General features: G+C 67.3%; 17 protein-coding genes. 3 read left to right on the top strand and 14 right to left on the bottom strand.

The features are described 5' to 3' along the window. Nucleotides 1–106 precede the first annotated feature (106 nt). The 9 genes from E8M01_RS06530 to phnG form a co-directional block, all read right to left on the bottom strand. Nucleotides 107–1,141 carry a MerR family transcriptional regulator gene (locus E8M01_RS06530; protein WP_136959390.1) on the bottom strand — a complete coding sequence of 345 codons (1,035 nt, stop codon included), beginning with the start codon at nucleotides 1,139–1,141 and terminating at the stop codon, nucleotides 107–109. 134 nt (nucleotides 1,142–1,275) lie between these two features. Continuing rightward, nucleotides 1,276–1,884, bottom strand: coding sequence for a phosphonate metabolism protein/1,5-bisphosphokinase (PRPP-forming) PhnN (gene phnN / locus E8M01_RS06525; RefSeq protein ID WP_136964475.1), 609 nt, complete (start codon nucleotides 1,882–1,884; stop codon nucleotides 1,276–1,278). Nucleotides 1,885–1,892: 8 nt separating this feature from the next. Further along, nucleotides 1,893–3,050, bottom strand: coding sequence for an alpha-D-ribose 1-methylphosphonate 5-triphosphate diphosphatase (locus E8M01_RS06520; protein WP_136959389.1), 1,158 nt, complete (start codon nucleotides 3,048–3,050; stop codon nucleotides 1,893–1,895). Between the two features lie 16 nt (nucleotides 3,051–3,066). Continuing rightward, nucleotides 3,067–3,810, bottom strand: coding sequence for a phosphonate C-P lyase system protein PhnL (phnL, locus tag E8M01_RS06515; protein WP_136959388.1), 744 nt, complete (start codon nucleotides 3,808–3,810; stop codon nucleotides 3,067–3,069). Between the two features lie 13 nt (nucleotides 3,811–3,823). Beyond that, nucleotides 3,824–4,600 carry a phosphonate C-P lyase system protein PhnK gene (phnK, locus tag E8M01_RS06510; protein WP_136959387.1) on the bottom strand — a complete coding sequence of 259 codons (777 nt, stop codon included), beginning with the start codon at nucleotides 4,598–4,600 and terminating at the stop codon, nucleotides 3,824–3,826. After that, on the bottom strand, nucleotides 4,597–5,499 hold the full coding sequence (locus tag E8M01_RS06505) for an alpha-D-ribose 1-methylphosphonate 5-phosphate C-P-lyase PhnJ (RefSeq protein ID WP_136959386.1): 903 nt from the start codon (nucleotides 5,497–5,499) through the stop codon (nucleotides 4,597–4,599). The genes phnK and E8M01_RS06505 overlap by 4 nt, the downstream gene beginning before the upstream one ends. Continuing rightward, nucleotides 5,496–6,617: a carbon-phosphorus lyase complex subunit gene (locus E8M01_RS06500; RefSeq protein WP_136959385.1), complete on the bottom strand. Its 1,122-nt coding sequence runs from the start codon at nucleotides 6,615–6,617 to the stop codon at nucleotides 5,496–5,498. Before E8M01_RS06500 ends, E8M01_RS06505 begins: the two co-directional genes overlap by 4 nt. A gap of 1 nt (nucleotide 6,618) precedes the next feature. Then, nucleotides 6,619–7,206, bottom strand: a complete 588-nt coding sequence (gene phnH / locus E8M01_RS06495; protein ID WP_136959384.1) for a phosphonate C-P lyase system protein PhnH — start codon at nucleotides 7,204–7,206, stop codon at nucleotides 6,619–6,621. Further along, nucleotides 7,206–7,685 (bottom strand): phosphonate C-P lyase system protein PhnG, encoded by a 480-nt coding sequence (gene phnG / locus E8M01_RS06490; RefSeq protein ID WP_136959383.1) that lies wholly within the window; start codon nucleotides 7,683–7,685, stop codon nucleotides 7,206–7,208. The genes phnH and phnG overlap by 1 nt, the downstream gene beginning before the upstream one ends. Before the next feature lie 149 nt (nucleotides 7,686–7,834). On the opposite strand from phnG, the gene phnF reads away from it, so the two are divergent. After that, complete coding sequence (gene phnF, locus E8M01_RS06485) at nucleotides 7,835–8,569, top strand: phosphonate metabolism transcriptional regulator PhnF (RefSeq protein WP_136959382.1); 735 nt, start codon at nucleotides 7,835–7,837, stop codon at nucleotides 8,567–8,569. An 8-nt stretch (nucleotides 8,570–8,577) separates the two neighbouring features. On the opposite strand, the gene phnE (E8M01_RS06480) is transcribed toward phnF, so the two are convergent. From phnE (E8M01_RS06480) to phnC, 4 genes are all read right to left on the bottom strand, one after another. Then, the gene (phnE, locus tag E8M01_RS06480) at nucleotides 8,578–9,459 is read right to left on the bottom strand and encodes a phosphonate ABC transporter, permease protein PhnE (RefSeq protein WP_136959381.1); all 882 of its coding nucleotides are present in this window, start codon (nucleotides 9,457–9,459) and stop codon (nucleotides 8,578–8,580) included. Further along, nucleotides 9,456–10,352 (bottom strand): phosphonate ABC transporter, permease protein PhnE, encoded by an 897-nt coding sequence (phnE, locus tag E8M01_RS06475; RefSeq protein ID WP_136959380.1) that lies wholly within the window; start codon nucleotides 10,350–10,352, stop codon nucleotides 9,456–9,458. Before phnE (E8M01_RS06475) ends, phnE (E8M01_RS06480) begins: the two co-directional genes overlap by 4 nt. Nucleotides 10,353–10,425: 73 nt before the next feature. Then, the gene (gene phnD, locus E8M01_RS06470; protein ID WP_136959379.1) at nucleotides 10,426–11,346 is read right to left on the bottom strand and encodes a phosphonate ABC transporter substrate-binding protein; all 921 of its coding nucleotides are present in this window, start codon (nucleotides 11,344–11,346) and stop codon (nucleotides 10,426–10,428) included. 35 nt (nucleotides 11,347–11,381) lie between these two features. Continuing rightward, on the bottom strand, nucleotides 11,382–12,179 hold the full coding sequence (gene phnC / locus E8M01_RS06465) for a phosphonate ABC transporter ATP-binding protein (protein WP_136964474.1): 798 nt from the start codon (nucleotides 12,177–12,179) through the stop codon (nucleotides 11,382–11,384). Between the two features lie 240 nt (nucleotides 12,180–12,419). Here phnC and E8M01_RS06460 point away from each other — a divergent pair, with 240 nt between their 5' ends. Beyond that, nucleotides 12,420–13,040: an LbetaH domain-containing protein gene (locus tag E8M01_RS06460; RefSeq protein ID WP_136959378.1), complete on the top strand. Its 621-nt coding sequence runs from the start codon at nucleotides 12,420–12,422 to the stop codon at nucleotides 13,038–13,040. 153 nt (nucleotides 13,041–13,193) lie between these two features. After that, a complete protein-coding gene (locus E8M01_RS06455; RefSeq protein WP_136959377.1) occupies nucleotides 13,194–15,890 on the top strand; it encodes a bifunctional acetate--CoA ligase family protein/GNAT family N-acetyltransferase in 2,697 nt (898 codons plus the stop codon). Between the two features lie 62 nt (nucleotides 15,891–15,952). Here the strand turns inward: E8M01_RS06455 and E8M01_RS06450 are convergent, their stop codons facing one another. Further along, nucleotides 15,953–16,726 carry a GNAT family N-acetyltransferase gene (locus E8M01_RS06450; protein ID WP_136959376.1) on the bottom strand — a complete coding sequence of 258 codons (774 nt, stop codon included), beginning with the start codon at nucleotides 16,724–16,726 and terminating at the stop codon, nucleotides 15,953–15,955. Nucleotides 16,727–16,873 lie beyond the last annotated feature (147 nt).

The raw sequence follows: 16,873 nt of genomic DNA, 5'->3' as shown, positions 1-16,873 counted from the left end.
CGCGCGCTTTTCCAGGGGCATGCTGGAGATTGCCTGCCAAATCGGCCATTTGGCCACTTCCTGCGCGGTCCGCGAGGCCTTTTCCTGCGCGGTCGAGAAGCGACGATCACGCCACCTGGGGCCGCCAGGCGATGACCCCGTCGGTCCGCGCCCGCACCTCGGGCGAGGCCAGACAGGTGGCGACCGCCTCGTAGCCCGGCGCGCCCGGATAGGGCGCGACCCGGGTTGGCGGACTGTGATTGGCGGGACAGAGAAGGATCGCCTCGTCGGCACCCACGGCGGCCAGGTCGAGGATCGCGGAGGAGCGCGTCAGCAGGAACAGCGGTCGCGCGCTCGGCCCACGCCGGCGCAGCGAGGCGATCAGGGCCTCCTGGCTGGCCTGATCCAGCCCCTGTTCCACCATGTCGATCACCAGGACCGCCGGGCTTTCCGATTCCAGTTCGACAAGCAGGGTGACCAGGGTTTCCGACACCAGGGCGCCGTCCTCGACGAGCCAGGCCAGGGTCCGATCGACCCGCGCCTTGAGCGCCGCATCGGCGTCGAGCCGGGTCCGCGCCGCTGCGCCGCCGTCCGCCAACCGCTCAAGGCCCAGGAAGCCGGCGTCAGGCAGGGCCTCGGCCAGGCGTTGCGCCAGTCGCGTCTTGCCGCTCCCCAGCGGGCCGATGATGTAGTTCAGCGGCCGGATGTCGCTGAACTCGAACCGTTCGCCGCCCCACGGCCAGGGCAAGTCGAAGGCGACACCGAGCTCGGCTGCCGATCCGAGCAGGCGTGTCAGTTCGCCGGCGGCCGGCGCCTTGCCCCGGGCGAGATCGGCGCGCAGGCCGCGGATCTTCTCGACGGTGCCGGCGAGCTGGCGGACCCGGTCTTCGAGCGTGGCTTCATGGGCGGCGAGCGCCGGCTCCAGGCCCTCGGGGTCACCGCTGAGCACGCGTGCCACCTGGGCGAGGCTGAGGCCGAGCGCACGCAACGCTACGACCTCGGCGGCTCGGGTGATCTCGCCCGGGCCATAGGCCCGCCATCCGGCCGCGGTGCGGCCTGGGGCGACGAGGCCGTGCTGCTCGTAGAGCCGCAGGGCCTTGGCTGAGACGCCGAGCCGCCTGGCCGCCTCGGACGGGCTCAAAAAACGGGTGGAAGAGCTCACGAATCACCTCGCTGTTCGCTGACCCCTGGGTCTATCGGGGCGGCCCCAGGGGCCGGGTCAAGCGGGTCTTCGCGGAATTCGCTTGGGTCCTCCCGCGTCGAAGTCGATCGACGGCGGATGAGGGAGCTTGGGTCTCAGCGGGTGGCACGCACCGGCTTGGCTGGCCCGTCGACAATGGCCAGGAACTGCTGGATCGCGGCTTCGACCGGGCCGTCGTTGAGAATGGTCAGGTCGGCCGGCGCCACGGTCTCGACGAGACGGGCCACCCGCGCTGTCGCATCGCCGTCGCTCGACCGGCCGCGTGCCGCGATGCGGGCCGCCAGCACGGCCGCCGGAGCGGTGATCTCGACCACGATCACCGCCTCGTAGCGCCGGCGCGCGGCTTCCAGAATGCTGCGCGAGACATTGCAGACGACGGTGCGGCCCTCGGTCAGCAGGTGATCGATGGCGATCGGAATGCCATAGTCATGGCCATGTGCCGACCAGGACAGCGCGAAGCCGCCGACCCTGGCCAGGGTCGCGAAGGTCGCGGCATCGACCTCGGCATTGGCTTCCGCCGCCGATGGCGGGCGGGTCACCACGCGGCTCGGGAACAGCACGGCATCGCTGCCGGCGAGCCGCCGGCGCGCCGCGTCGATCAAGGTGTCCTTGCCGGCACCGCTCGGGCCGACCACCAGCACCAGCCGGCCCGGCCCGATCCGGGCAGGGCCGTCGAGTGGTGCGCGATCCTGGGCGCCGGGCATGGACATGGTCAGGAGATCCTGAGGCCGGTGCGCCAGACCTGGCGGACCACCGGCTGGTTGCCGACCAGCGCCACGCGCACCAGATCGCCGCGCTTGCCGAGCGCGATCTCGCCGCGATCGGTCATGCCGGTCGCCGCCGCCGGGGTCTTGGACACCGTACGGATAGCGCCGGGAAGGCCGCCCATGGCCGGCACGCCGGCAAGCCCGAAGGCGCCCTGGATCAGGCTGATCGGCACATAGTCGGAAGACAGAATGTCGAGCACGCCGGCCTCCGCCAGCTCGACCGCCGAGACATTGCCGGAATGGGAGCCGCCGCGCACCACATTGGGCGCGCCCATCAGCACCGAGATGCCGGCGGCGTGGGACGCCCTGGCAGCCTCCACCGTGGTCGGGAATTCGGCGATCGACACCTGGTCGGCCAGCGATTCCGTGACGTGCTCTTCCAGCGTGTCGTCATGGCTCGCCAATGCGATCCGGCGGCCATGGGCGAGCGCCACCAGGCCGCGCTTGTTCGGCTCGGCAATGATGGCGGAGCGCGCCTTGCGCGCCTCGAACAGGCCGGTCAGTTCGTCCTCGTTCAGCCCGCTCTTGCCGCGGTAATAGATCCGTTGCTTCTCCTCGTCGCGGAATTGGCGCTGGCCGGGCGTGTGGTCCATCAGCGACATCAGCCGCACGTCGAAGCGGGCGAGATAGTCGGCGGCCTCCTCGACCACGCCGCGCGAGGGGATCTCACAACGCAGGTGGGTGTGATGGTCGGCGCGCAAGAGCCCGGTGTTTTTGGCCGCTTCGATCGCCTCGGAGAGTTCCAGCAGGGCATCCGAAACACCCGGCCGGTCGTCATCGCGGCCAACCCTGAGGCTGTCGAACACCGTGGTAATGCCGGAGGCGGCAATCTGCGCGTCATAAGCGAAGACCGCCGAGAGCGGATCCCAATAGACCTTGGGCCGCGGCGCGTAATGCGGCTCCAGGTGGTCGGTGTGCAGTTCGACGAGGCCCGGAATGATCAGGTCGTCGCCACAATCGATGGCGTCCGACCGCTGCCGGTCCTCTTCGAGCCCGACGATGTCGCCGTTCTCGACGACGATGGTGGCCGCGACCTCGCGGTCGGCGAGAATGACGCGGCGGGCGAAGAGCGACGCTGAGCCCTTGTCGGTGGTTGCTCTCATGGTCGTCTTTGGCTCCTCATGCGGCACGTGCGGCGAATGTGGTGACGTCGACGATGCGGGTCGCGACCCGTTCGCGGACGTCGTCATCGTGGAAAATGCCGACGATCGCCGTGCCGTCGGCCTTCTTGGTGTCGATCAGCTCGACCACCGCGGCGCGGTTCCTGGCATCCAGCGAAGCGGTCGGTTCGTCAAGCAGCAGAATGGGATGGTCGGCTATGAAACCGCGCGCGATGTTGACGCGCTGCTGCTCGCCGCCGGAAAAGGTCGCCGGCGGCAGGGACCAGAGCCGCTCGGGGACATTCAAGCGGGTCAGCAGCGTCCGGGCGCGGGCTTCCGCCTCGGCGCGCTCGATGCCGAAGGCAATGGCTGCCTCGGCGACCACGGCGAGTGCCGGCACACGCGGAATGACCCGCAGGAACTGCGAGACATAACCAATGGTGCGGCGGCGCAGCGCCAGCACGCGCCGGGGTGCCGCGGTGGCGATGTCGACGGTCTCGGCACCGGCCGTTTCGCTGGCGAAGGTGGTTTGGGCGACGGTGGTTTGGGCAACGACGCGGATGGCGCCGGAATCGACGCGGTAATTGCCGTAGATCATTTTCAGGATCGACGACTTGCCGGCGCCGGAGGGGCCGCCGAGCACAATGCACTCGCCAGGCTTCACGGTCAGCGAAACGCCGTTGACGACGGGAATCGTCAAGCCGTCCTGCAGGTGCATGACGAAACTCTTGGCGACATTGTCGAGGGTCAGGATCGCGCTCATCTCGAAAGGGTCCTCACGGCTGCAGGATCGAAGAGACGAGCAGCTGGGTATAGGGCTCGCGGGGATCGTCCAGCACCTGGTCGGTGAGGCCGGTCTCGATGGCGCGGCCATCCTTCATCACCAGAATGCGGTGGGACAGGAGCCGCGCGACGGCGAGATCATGGGTGACGACGATGGCCGCAAGGCCAAGATCGGCAACCAGGCCGCGGACCAGATCGAGCAGGCGCGCCTGGACCGAGACGTCGAGGCCGCCGGTCGGTTCGTCCATGAAGACGAGGCGCGGATTGGTCACCAGGTTGCGGGCGATCTGCAGGCGCTGGCGCATGCCGCCGGAATAGGCGGTGGGCTTGTCGTCGATCCGGTCGCGGTCGATCTCGACGCGTTCGAGCCAGGTCTCGGCCTCGTCGCGGATCCGGCCGTAGTGACGCCAGCCGACCGCCATCAGCCGTTCGCCGACATTGGCGCCGGCCGAGACGCCCATGCGCAGGCCGGCGGCCGCGTCCTGGTGGACGAACCCCCAGTCGGTGCGAAACAGGAAACGCCGCTCGGCTTCCGAGAGCGAAACGATGTCGCGGGTGACGCCGTCGCGCATGGCATACATCACCTGGCCGGCGGAGGGCGGCATCTGGCCGGAGAGCAGCTTCAGGAGCGTCGACTTGCCCGAGCCGGATTCGCCGACCACCGCCAGCACCTCGCCGGCGTGGAGATCGAACGACACGTCGCGGCAGCCGGTGCGGGCGCCGTAGAATTTCGACAGGCTGTCGGCGGTCATCAATGGCTGGTCGGTCATGACGTCGCTCCCGCGATGGCCTTCCCAGCGATGGCCTTGGGCGCCTCGCCCAGCAGTTCGCCGCGATGGCCCTCCGCCCGGCGCTCCTCGCAATGGTCGGTATCGGAACAGACGAACATGCGGCCGCCGCGGTCGTCGGTGATGACCTCGTCGAGATAGGTGTGGCGCGCACCGCAGAGATCGCAGGGCCGGTCGAATTTGGTCGGCTCGAAGGGATGGTCCTCGAAATCGAGCGACACCACGCTCGAATAGGGCGGCACCGCGTAGATGCGCTTTTCGCGGCCGGCCCCGAACAGCTGCAGGGCGGCGCAGTCATCCATCTTCGGATTGTCGAATTTCGGCGTCGGCGAGGGGTCCATGACATAACGGCCCTCGACCTTCACCGGATAGGCATAGGTCGTGGCGATATGGCCGTGGGTGGCGATGTCCTCATAGAGCTTCACATGCATGAGGCCGTAGTCTTCCAGCGCATGCATGACGCGGGTTTCGGTCTCGCGCGGCTCCAGGAAGCGCAGCGGCTCGGGGATCGGCACCTGATAGACCAACACCTGGCGGTCGGTCAGCGTCTTCTCGGGGATGCGGTGGCGGGTCTGGATGATGGTCGCATCCGCCGTCGCCGTGGTGGTGGCGACATCGGAGGTCTTCTCGAAAAACTTGCGGATCGACACGGCATTGGTGGTGTCGTCGGCGCCCTGGTCGATCACCTTCAAGACGTCGTCGGCGCCGAGGATCGCGGCGGTCACCTGCACGCCGCCGGTGCCCCAGCCGTAAGGCATGGGCATTTCCCGCGAGGCGAAGGGAACCTGATAGCCGGGAATGGCAATGGCCTTCAGGATGGCTCGGCGAATCATCCGTTTGGTCTGCTCGTCCAGATAGGCGAAATTATAGTGGGCGGTCATTCCGCGGCATCCTTCAGCGGGGCGAGCCGGTTCTTCTCGGCAAGGTCCTGCCGCTCGGCCAGTTCCTGACGCATCTTGCGGACCAGGCCGAGTTCGGCCTGGAAGTCGACATAGTGCGGCAGTTTCAGGTGTTCGACGAAGCCGGTGGCCTGGACGTTGTCGGAATGCATCAGCATGAATTCCTCGTCCTGGGCCGGCGCGGTGATCTCCTCGCCGAGTTCACGGGCGCGCAGCGCCCGGTCGACCAGGGCCATGGCCATGGTCTTGCGTTCGCAATGGCCGAAGGCCAGGCCGTAACCGCGGGTGAAGCGCGGCGCCTCGGTCGACGAGCCCTTGAACTGGGTGACCATCTGGCATTCGGTGATGGTGAGGTCGCCGAGCGGCACGGCGAAACCGACATCCTCGGTGACGAATTCGAGCTCGACCTCGCCGAGCCGGATTTCGCCGGCGAAGGGATGGGTGCGGCCATAACCGCGCTGGGTCGAATAACCCAAGGCCAGCAGGAAGCCTTCGTCGCCGCGCGCAAGATTTTGCAGACGGAGATCCCGGTCGGCCGGAAAATCCAGCGGTTCGCGGGTGAGATCGCCGACCGGCGCGCCGGGTTCGGCCTCGGGGTTGCGCTCGATCAGGTCGTCATGGCCGAGCAGGTCGGTGACCCGCGGCATGGCCGTGTCGTCGGCCGGCGCGGTCGGCGGCTCGGCGACCGGAGCGCCGGCTTCCAGCATGAAATCGAGCAGGCGATGGGTGTAGTCGAAGGTCGGGCCCAGAACCTGGCCGCCCGGGATGTCCTTGAAGGTCGCCGAAACGCGCCGCTGCACCGCCATGGCGGCGGTGTCGACCGGTTCGCTCGCGCCGAAGCGCGGCAAGGTGGTGCGGAAGGCGCGGATCAGGAAGGCGGCTTCGACGAGATCGCCGCGCGCCTGCTTGATGGCGAGCGCCGCGAGGTCGCGGTCATAAAGCGAGCCCTCGGTCATCACCCGGTCGACCGCCAATGTCAGCTGTTCGCGGATCTGCGCCGGGACGACTTCGGCAATGGCCGGATCGCCGCGCCTGGCATGGGCGAGCAGCGTGTGCGCATTGTCGATGGCGCGTTCGCCGCCTTTGACTGCCACATACATGTCAGGCCTCGCTGATGCGGGTGGTGCGCGGCAGGGCGGCCACGCCGGTGGGGGCCGCCAGCACCAGGTCGACGCCGCGCGGGAACAGCGCGTGGTTTGCGGCCAGGCGCGCGGTGATGTCGGCGGGCAGGCCGGTGACCGTCAGCTTGGCCGAACCCTTGATGCCCGGACCCTCGAGCCTGAAGGAGCGGCCTTCGGTCAGGCTCGGCACTTGCAGGATCAGGGTGGTCGAACGATCCGGATAGGCATCGGTGCCGAGTGCGAAGCTCGAAAGGTCGGCGAGAGCCAGCGGATCAGCGATGACGGCGAAGGCGGCCTGCGCGGGGTCCTGGGCCAGCCTGGCGCCGCTGTGGAAGGTCAGGTAGGTCCTGACATCGTCGGTTGACGCCGGCCGGTCCAGGAAGACCGAGGTCTCGAAATCGGCCAGCGCCAGAAGCACGGCGGCGGCAACCGGATCAAGCGGAGCCGGCGCCTCGGCGAGGCCGGCGACCGGCTGGACCGTGCCGGGCCGGGCAAGCGCGTTCATCACGGCGCGAAAGGCCTGCTGTGCCTCGTGCACCGGATCGGCATAAGCCAGGGCGATGGCCATCAATTGTCTCCCCGCACCATGGTGAAGAAGTCGACGCGGGTCGCGGCGGTGCGTTCGGCCTTCAGGGTCTTCTCGGTTGCCAGGCGCTCGCGCACCGGCTGGAGCACGGCTTCCACCGCGGCACGGTGGGTTTGGTTCTGCCAGAGCGCATCGGCAAGCGCGGCCAGCCGGGCCTTCTCGCCGTCGCGCCCGAGCACGTGGCCGAAACCGATCTCGCCGCTCGGCAGCGCAACGGCGGCGCGGGTGACGGTCGCCTCGCCGAGATTGAACGGCGCGCCGTCGCCGCCGATCCGGCCGCGCACCATGACGAGGCCGATCTCGGGCGCTCGCAGCGTCCGGACCGCCGGCATGGGCGCGATCGCGGTCTCGATCAGCGCCAGTTCGGCTGATGTGGCGCGCGCGGTGATGGCCATGGCGGTCTTGCGGGCGGCCTGGCTGGTGTCGGATCTGGAATCGGTGTCGGTCACTGCTTTGATCATGAGTTGTATATTCATCTAGATGATTATACTTTTATGACAAGGGACCCTGATGATCAAGCCGTCTCGGCGTGATATCGACGATCGCATCAAAGGTGCTCAGGTGGCGCTCCGGCGCGCGGCGCATTTCCCACCGGGGGCATGACAGGCGAATGACGAGGCGAGCGATGCTGGCACGCGGCGGCGGTGTGACGGTCTGGCGGCAGATCGCCGAGGCGATGGAGGCCGATATTGTCGGTGGCGGGCTGCCGCCGGGGTCGCGCATGCCAACCGAGGCCGCGCTGTCGGAGCGGTTCGGCGTCAACCGGCATACCGTCCGACAGGCGTTGAAATCGCTGGTGGAGAAGGGGCTGGTGCGGGTGACGCAAGGCTCCGGCACCTATGTCGAGGCGAAACCCTTGACCTATCCGATCGGCGCGCGCACGCGCTTTTCCGAGATCGTGCTGGGCCAGGCGCGCGAACCGGCGGGCCGGTTGATCGGTCATCGGATCGGTGGCGCCACCATTGCAATGGCCGATGCGCTGGGGCTGTCGCCCGAGGATCCGGTCGTCGTCATCGACAGCGCCCATTTCGCCGATCGCGTGCCGATCTCCTGGGCCATCATCGCTTTTCCGCTGCCGCGTTTCGCCGGCGTGCCGGAGGTCTATGCCGCGACCGGTTCGATCTCGGCCGCGCTCGCCGCCTGCGGCGTGCCGGACTATCGCCGGGCGACCACCCATGTCGGCGCGGCGATTGCCGATGCGACCGATGTCGAACGGCTGGAAGTGGCGGCCGGCCGGCCGATCCTGGTGGTGGAAAGTCTCAACGTCGACCGCGACGGCGTGCCGATCCAATGGGCCCGGTCGCATTTCTCCGCCGACCGCGTGCGCATCACGGTCGGCAGTTGAGCCAAGGATCAGCGCCGGCTGGCGCTGTCGCCGATCAGTGCGTGACGCAGGCGGGTGGAGACCAGATCGATCGCCACGACGGTCAGCAGGATCATCAGGATCAGGGCCGAGACGTGCTGATATTCCAGCACGCGGATCTGTTCGGCCAGATGCAGGCCGATGCCGCCGGCGCCGACAATGCCGATAATGGTGGCCGAGCGGGTATTGCTCTCGAAATAATAGAGCACCTGGCTGCCGATGACCGGCAGGATCTGCGGCAACAGGCCGAAACGCATGCCGTCGAGCCTGCTGCCGCCAACCGAAGCGACGCCCTCGACGGCCTTGCGGTCGGCCGCCTCGACGGCTTCGGAAAACAGCTTGCCGAACGTGCCGAAATTGGCGGTGACCAGCGCCAGCACGCCGGCGAAGGGGCCAAGGCCAACCACACTGACCCAGATCAAGGCCCAGATCAGCTCGTCGACACCCCGGATGGTGTCGAGAAAGCGTCGCGACAGGAAGTGAACGATCGCATTGGGGATGACGTTCTTGGCGGCGAGAAAGCCGAAAGGAAAGGCGAGCAGGGCCGCCGCCATGACACCGAGGAAGGCGATCGCCACGGTCTCCGCGAGGGCATGCAGGTAGATCAGGAACTTCGCCCAGCTGCCGGTCGAGGGCGGGATCATGCGCCAGAGGAATTCGGCGAGCTTGCCGAGGCCGAAGAGCATTTTCGGCAGGGAAAACTCGAGCTGGACGAGGCCGAAGAGCAGCAGCGCGGCGAAAGCGGCAAGCGTCCCGACGACCTTGACGCGATGGCCGAGCGAGGCGGTGAAGACGGCCGGGTAGCGGGTCCGCAATTCGGCCTCGCGGGCGCGCGCCTCGGCGACCACGGGATGCAGGGCATTGGCGGTCATGGCCGGTTCTCCATGCCGATCAGCGCATGGCGGACGCGCTCGGTGCCGAGGTCGATGATCATGACGGTCAGGATGATCAGCACCAGGATCGCCGAGACATCGGGATAGTAGAATTTCCGGATCGCCTCGATCAGGTCCTGGCCAATGCCGCCGGCGCCGACAAAGCCCATGACCGCGGCGCCGCGGACATTCACCTCGAAGCGCAGCAGCGCGTAGCTGACAAAATTCGACAGGACCTGCGGCACCACGGCGAAGCGCACGGTCTGGCCCCAGGTGGCGCCGGTCGCGGTCAGGCCGTCGACCGGTTTCATGTCGATATTCTCGACCACTTCGGCGAACAGTTTGCCGAGCGCGCCGGTGGTATGAATGGCGATGGCGAGCACGCCGGGCACCGGGCCGAGGCCGAAGGACACCACGAAGATCAGGGCGAAGACGATCTCGGGGACGGTGCGGCAGAATTCCAGGAAGCGTTTGGCGGCGCCGCGGAGCCAGCGGTTCGGCGTCAGATTTTCCGCCGAGAAGAAGCACAGTATGAAGCCGGCCATGGCGCCGAGCACCGTGCCGACATAAGCGATCAGCAGTGTCTCGGCGAGCAGCTTCAGCCACTTGTCGAGCCCCCACATCCATTCGGCCGGATCGGCCAGCACCGTGCGCCCGGCGGCCGGGCCATTATCGAGGATGAAGATGCGGCCGATATAGTCGGAGAAGCGCCAGAGATTAGTGATGAATTTCGACAGGTCGACATCCGCCACGACGCCGGCCAGCACGGTGGCGCAGCCGAACAGGACAAGGCCCAGGATCAGCTGTCGGCGCTTGGCGCCGACCGCTTGCCGGTAGGCGCGGGCCAGCGGCTCGAGCTGCTGATCGGGAAGGCGTGGAACGGCGCTCGCCATGAACCTGGGTTCTTCTCGACAAAAAAAGGGTGGGCCTCGAACGGGCCCACCCGGGAGGTTGCTTGAGGGGACGTCAGGTCCGCGCGCGGCGCATCTGATCGACGAATTTCTGCAGTTCGACGATCGGCTCGTAGTCGCGATGGGTGACCGCGTGGAAACCGAGATCCTTGCCGTCGGACAGGCGGTCGAAGGCGGCCTTGGCCCTGGCCGGCGCTTCCATGAAAGCCTTGACGATGGCCGCCCGCGCCTCTTCCGGCAGGGTGGTGATGAAGGCATAAGGCGAACCGGCGATCAGGTCGGACTTGAAGATCATCTTGAAGTCCTCGGCACGCACCATGTTCTTGTTGGCCATGCGCGAGAGGTTGGAGTCGGTCTCCGAGTTCCACCAGTTGAAGGCGGCATCGCAGGTGCCCTGCTGCACGGCGGTCACGGCGTTCTCATGTGATCCGGCATAGACGACGCGGGCGAAGAACTGGTCGGGATTGGCGATGCCGAGCTTGCTCAGAGCAAAACGCGGCACGTTGTTGCCGGAGGTCGAGTTGGGATCGACCAGACAGAGGTTCTTGCCGCGCAGGTCCTCTATCTTTGTCGCCGGATTGTCGGCGCGCACATAAAGCACCGAATAATAGCCGATCGAACCGTCCGAATTGATCGAGGTGACGAAGGGGTCGACGACGCCGTTGGTGACGGTGCGGGCGCGGACGTAGGACGCCGGGCCGTAATAGGCGAGATGGATCTGGCCGGCGCGCTGGCCCTCGATGACCGCGGCATAGTCATTGGCGATGCGCAGCGTCACCTTGGTGCCGAGCTCGCGCGACAGATATTCGACGAAGGGTCCGTAGCGCTCGGTCACGCCCGAGGCGTTCTCGGCCGGGATGACGGCGAACACCAATTCGGGATAGCGGCTCTGCCAGCCCTGCGTCTGGGCCTGGACGGCGGTGGCGGCAAGGGCGAGGCCGGCGAGGCCGGCCAGCACTTTGCGACGGTTGAACATGATCGTGTCTCCGGGATGGGGAGGAAAGCGTCGGGTCAGGCGGTGGCGAAGACGCCGGCCGCCGCGGGAACGGGGGTATGGCTGTCGATGACGTCATCGGCTTCGATGCCGTAGAGCTCGCGGGCGGCCGCGCTGGTCAATTCGGCCGGCACGCCGTCGAAGACGACCCGGCCCTGGGCCATGCCGACCAGCCGGTCGCAATAGGTCTTGGCCAGGTCGAGCGAGTGAAGATTGCAGATCACCGTGATGCCGTAGTGACGGTTGATCCGCTGCAGCGCGTCCATCACGATGCGGGTGTTGCGCGGGTCGAGGGAGGCGATCGGCTCGTCGGCGAGAATGAATTTCGGTTCCTGGACCAGGGCGCGGGCGATCGCCACGCGCTGCTGCTGGCCGCCCGACAGGCTCTCGGCACGCTGGCTCGCCAGCGACCCGATGTCGAACTGTTCGAGCGCCGACAGGGCGATGGCCTTGTCCTCGGCTGTCCACAGTTTCAACAGGGCGCGAGCCTGGCCGACATGGTTGAGCCGGCCCATCAGCACATTGGTCAGCACATCGAGGCGGCCGACCAGGTTGAACTGCTGGAAGATCATGGCGCAGGACTGGCGCCAGGCGCGCAGATCGGCGCCATGAAGGCCGGTGACGTCGCGCCCGTCGCAGAGGATGCGGCCTTCGGACGGCTCCTGCAGGCGGTTGATCATCCGCAGCAATGTCGATTTTCCGGCACCCGAACGGCCAATCACACCAATGAAGGCGCCGTCGGCGATTTCGAGGGAGACGTCCGACACGGCGGCTTTCGCGCCAAATCGTCGGGTGACCTTGTCGATGGTGAGCATGGGTTGAGCCTTGGACCAAGACAACACGGCACGCGGCGAACAGATGCCGGCTTGTCTCCATGTCTCGGCTCTAGGGCAGGCGAATAACAGTTTTGTGACGATGTTGGTCGTCATGGGCAAAGCAAATGGCAGTCTCGATTACTTTTGGATTGTCATTCAAACGTCATCGATATGTCATTTGCGCCGGCAAGACCGTGGTTTTCCACCCAAGGCACGATCCGCGCAGAAGAAAGACCGCCCATGACCACGCTCGACCTCGCGCCATCGATCCACCCGGATGCGATCGTCCGCAACAGCCGCCTCGGTGCCTATACCGAGGTCGGCGCACGCACGGTGATCTCGGAGACCGGGATGGGCGACTATTCCTACATCGTCCAGGACGGCCAGATCGACATGTCCGAGATCGGCAAGTTCTGCTCGATCGCGTCGCACGTCCGGATCAATCCGGGCAATCACCCGACCGAACGGGCGAGCCAGAGCCACTTCCTGTATCGCGCTTCGCGCTATTTCGACGGCGAAGCGGACGAAGCCGGCTTTTTTGACTGGCGCCGGTCTCATGCCGTGGCCATTGGCCATGATGTCTGGATCGGCCATGGCGGGGTGGTGCTGGCCGGCCGCACGGTCGGCACCGGCGCTGTGGTGGCGGCCGGTGCCATCGTCACCAAGGATGTCGCGCCCTATACGATCGTCGGCGGCAATCCGGCCCGGGTGATCCGTCGCCGCTTCGACGAACCGACGGCCGAACGGCTTCAGGCTCTGGCCTGGTGGGACTGGAGCCATGAGCGGCTGAGGCTTGCCTTGCCGGATTTCCGGGCGCTCGGCATCGAGGCCTTCCTGGACAAATACGAGGGCAGGGACTGATCAGGAACGGATATCCCGCACTCCGACTTGCGCGTCACGGCGCCGCAGGCTTAACGCTGACGATCCGGTTGGCTTGATCCCGCGTCAGCCAGCCTCCAGCATCAGGCCAAGGTCCGGCTTCGCGCCGGGCATGCCGTCCGTCCGGGAGGTCTCATGTCTCTCTACCGGCTCGATCGCTATTTCACGCCGTCATCGGTGGCCATCGTCGGCGCGACCAACCGGCCGCGCTCGATGGGCATGGCGCTGCTGGCCAATATGCGGCGGGCCGGTTATGCCGGTGGCCTGTTTCCGGTCAATCCGCATCACCAGGAGCTCGAAGGGCTTACCTGCTACGCGTCGCTTGGCGCCCTGCCGGCCGTCCCGGATCTGGTCGTGCTGGCGACGCCCGGCCGGACCATTCCGGGGCTGGTCGCCGAGGCGGCAGCCCTCGGCGTGCCGGCGGCGGTGGTCATCTCGGCGCTCGAGCGAGACGGCTATGACAGCGCGGCGAAAAAGATCGCCAAGGCAGCGCGCGACCATGGCCTCAGGATCGTCGGGCCGAACTGCTTCGGCGTCATCGCGCCGCATGGCCAAGTCGATGCGAGCTTCGCCTCGCGTGGCGCCAAGCCCGGCTCGCTCGCCTTCGTGTCGCAATCCGGCGCGATCGCGGCGGCGCTGCTGGAATGGGCGCATATGCGCAATATCGGCTTTTCCGGCGTGGTCACGCTCGGCGACCAGCTGGATGTCGATATCGGCGACTGTCTCGACTATTTCGCCGCCGACTACCGCAGCCGCGCCATCCTGCTCTACATCGAGGCGGTCACCGACGTGCGCAAGTTCATGGCCTCGGCCCGGGCCGCGGCGCGGTCGAAGCCGGTGATCGTGCTCAAATCCGGTCGCCACCGGGCCGCCGCCAACGCGGCCCATTCGCATACCGGCGCGCTCGCCGGCTCCGACGACGTCTATGCCGCCGCCTTCGCCCGCGCCGGCCTGGTACGCGTGGCCGACCTCGACGAGCTGATCGCGGCCGCCGAAACGCTGTCGCGCTTCACCGCGTTCCACGGCGACCGTCTCGGCATCGTCACCAATGGCGGCGGTCTCGGCGTGCTGGCCGTCGACAGCCTGATGGATCGCGGCGGCAAGCTCGCCAACCTCGGCACCGCCACCCTGAACCGGCTCGAAGTGTCGATGCCGCCGATCTGGTCGCACGGCAATCCGATCGACATCATCGGCGATGCCGATGCCGCCCGTTACGACGAGGCCATGCAGGCCGCTCTCGACGATCCCAATATCGACGCGGTCCTGGTGATGAATTGCCCGACCGCCCTGCTGCCGAGCCATGAGGCGGCCTCGGCGGTCGCCCATGTCGTGACCTCCAGGCGCGCCAGGGGTGACCGGGTCAAGCCGGTCTTCCCGGTCTGGCTCGGCGACCAGGACGAAGCGACGACGATCTTCGCCGAGGCTGGCTTGCCGAGCTACCCGACCGAGTCGGAGGCCATTCGCGGCTTCATGCATGTGGTGGGTTATACGCGCGGCCAGGCGGCCTTGCTGGAGACGCCGGAGAGCGCCGAGATCGTGCCGCCGGCCGACCTTGCCAAGCTGCGCGCCGCGATATCGGAGACCGTCAGGGCCGGGCGGCGCTGGCTCGATCCGATCCTGGTCGATCGCATCCTGGCCGCCTATGGCATCGCCACCATCCCGATCCGCGCGGCGCGCACGGCTGAGGAGGCCGGCGCCCATGCCGTGGAATTCCTGAGCGAAGGCCATGCCTGCGCGGTGAAGATCCTGTCGCCCGACATCGTGCACAAGTCGGATGTCGGCGGCGTGCAACTGGGGCTTGCGACCCGCGAGGCGGTCGAAGCGGCGGCGGCCGACATGCTGACGCGGATCGCGCGCGACATGCCGAAAGCGACGATCGAGGGTGTCACGGTGCAGCCGATGATCCATCGGCCGGGCGCCATCGAGCTGATCGCCGGTCTCGCGGATGACCGCACCTTCGGTTCGGTCATGCTGTTCGGGCGCGGCGGCAAGGCCGTCGAACTGATCAAGGATCGCGCCCTGGCGCTGCCGCCGCTCGACATGCGGATCGCCCGCGACATGATCGCCCGCACGCGCATCGCCAAGCAGATGGCCGGCTATCGCGACGTCCCGCCGGTCGATGGCGCCAAGGTCGCCGAGGTGCTGGTGCGCCTGTCGCAGCTGGCCGCCGACCTCGCCGCTGTCGCCGAGATCGACATCAACCCGCTGCTGGCCGACGCGCAGGGCGTGCTGGCACTCGACGCGCGCATCGCGGTCGGCGCGCCGAAGGCAGCAAAGCTCGGTGCGGGCGGCCATCCGCGCTTCGCCATCCGGCCCTATCCGAAGGAATGGGAACGCCAGGTCGAGACCGAGAGCGGTTATCGCTTCCGCATCCGGCCGGTGCGGCCGGAGGACGAGGCGATCTTTCGGGATTTCCTCGAACGGGTCGATCCGGACGACCTGCGCCAGCGCTTCTTCGCGCCGATCAAGCAGTTCAGCCACGCCTTCATCGCCAAGCTCGCCCAGATCGACTATGCGCGATCGATGGTGCTGGTGGCGCTGGAAGAGGCGACCGGCGACCTCATCGGCACGGTACGCCTGCATGCCGATCCGGACAATGACAATGCCGAATATGCCGTGTTCATCCGCAGCGACATGCAGGGCAGGGGCCTCGGCATCACCATGATGCGGCTGATCATCGACTATGCGCGCGAACAACGCATCAAACGCATCTACGGTCAGGTGCTGAACGAGAACCACAAGATGCTGGCGCTGGCGCGGGATCTGGGATTCTCGGTCAGCACCGATCCCGACGACAGTTCGTTGCAGCGCGTCGTCCTGGAATTGACCTGAAGGGGGCTTTTCCAAGCCATTTTTGGCGCCCCGGTGCATGGCACCGGGACGCCAGCCCCAGCTCAGCGCGAGATGTGCAGCATCGTGCCGCAATCGGTGAAGCCGATCCGCTGGTAGGTTCGCCAGGCATCGTCGTCCTCGGCTGCCATCAGGAACGGGAAAGCGACGCCCTTGTCCATGGCGCGTCGCGCCAGCAAGGCTGTGACGCCGCCGCCGATGCCCCGTCGCCTGGCGGCCGGACGCACGCCGATCGCCGCGATCTCGGCGACACCGCCATGGGGCGGCGAATAGAGGCCGGAACCCAGAGGTTCGCCGTCGCCGGCCGCACGTGCGAGCGCGACCGCGCCACCCTTGGCGACGACATGACGCAGGCGCTCGACGTCGGCAGCGAGGGTCTCGACGAGGCCATAGGCTTCGTTCTGAACCCGCGCCGCGGCCGCGAGGTCGGCGACGTCGTCGACGATCAGCCAATCGACGCCGGCAAGATCAGGCGGCGGCAGGAGGCTTGTCGGCGAGCAGGTCATCAGGGGCAGGTAGCGCTCGACCCTGAAGCCCGCCGTTTCGAGACAAGGCAGAACGGCCGGCGCCAGGTCCGGGATATATTCGAGCCTGGGCGTGCGGTCTTTCGCCGCGAACAGGGCGACGAGGGCTGCAATGCCATCGGCATTCGGCTCGGCTCCGTCGTCCGGTATCGCGTAGCTGCGGAACGGATCGGCGCTCGCCTCATCGACCATGACGGTGAAGGGCGAGAGGCGAAAGACATTGCTTCCGCAGTTCATGGTGGCGCGAAGACAAGCAGAGACACGGCTCATGGCCGTGCGGTTGTCGATGGTCATGGTGGTTCTCGGCAGACGCCTGTGCGGCGCTTGGACGGGACTCGCAATCCGGCTGGTTCGAGTGCTGGAGGTCGCTGCCGAAATGGCCCAGGGGCGAGATTTCACGTCAGGACGCAAGGGTCCTCAGGACGACGCGACCTGAACGGC

Source organism: Phreatobacter stygius (genome assembly GCF_005144885.1).
GTDB lineage: Bacteria > Pseudomonadota > Alphaproteobacteria > Rhizobiales > Phreatobacteraceae > Phreatobacter > Phreatobacter stygius.
The sequence above is the reverse complement of the archived record's forward strand: the minus strand, read 5'-3'. Positions and strand labels throughout refer to the sequence as shown.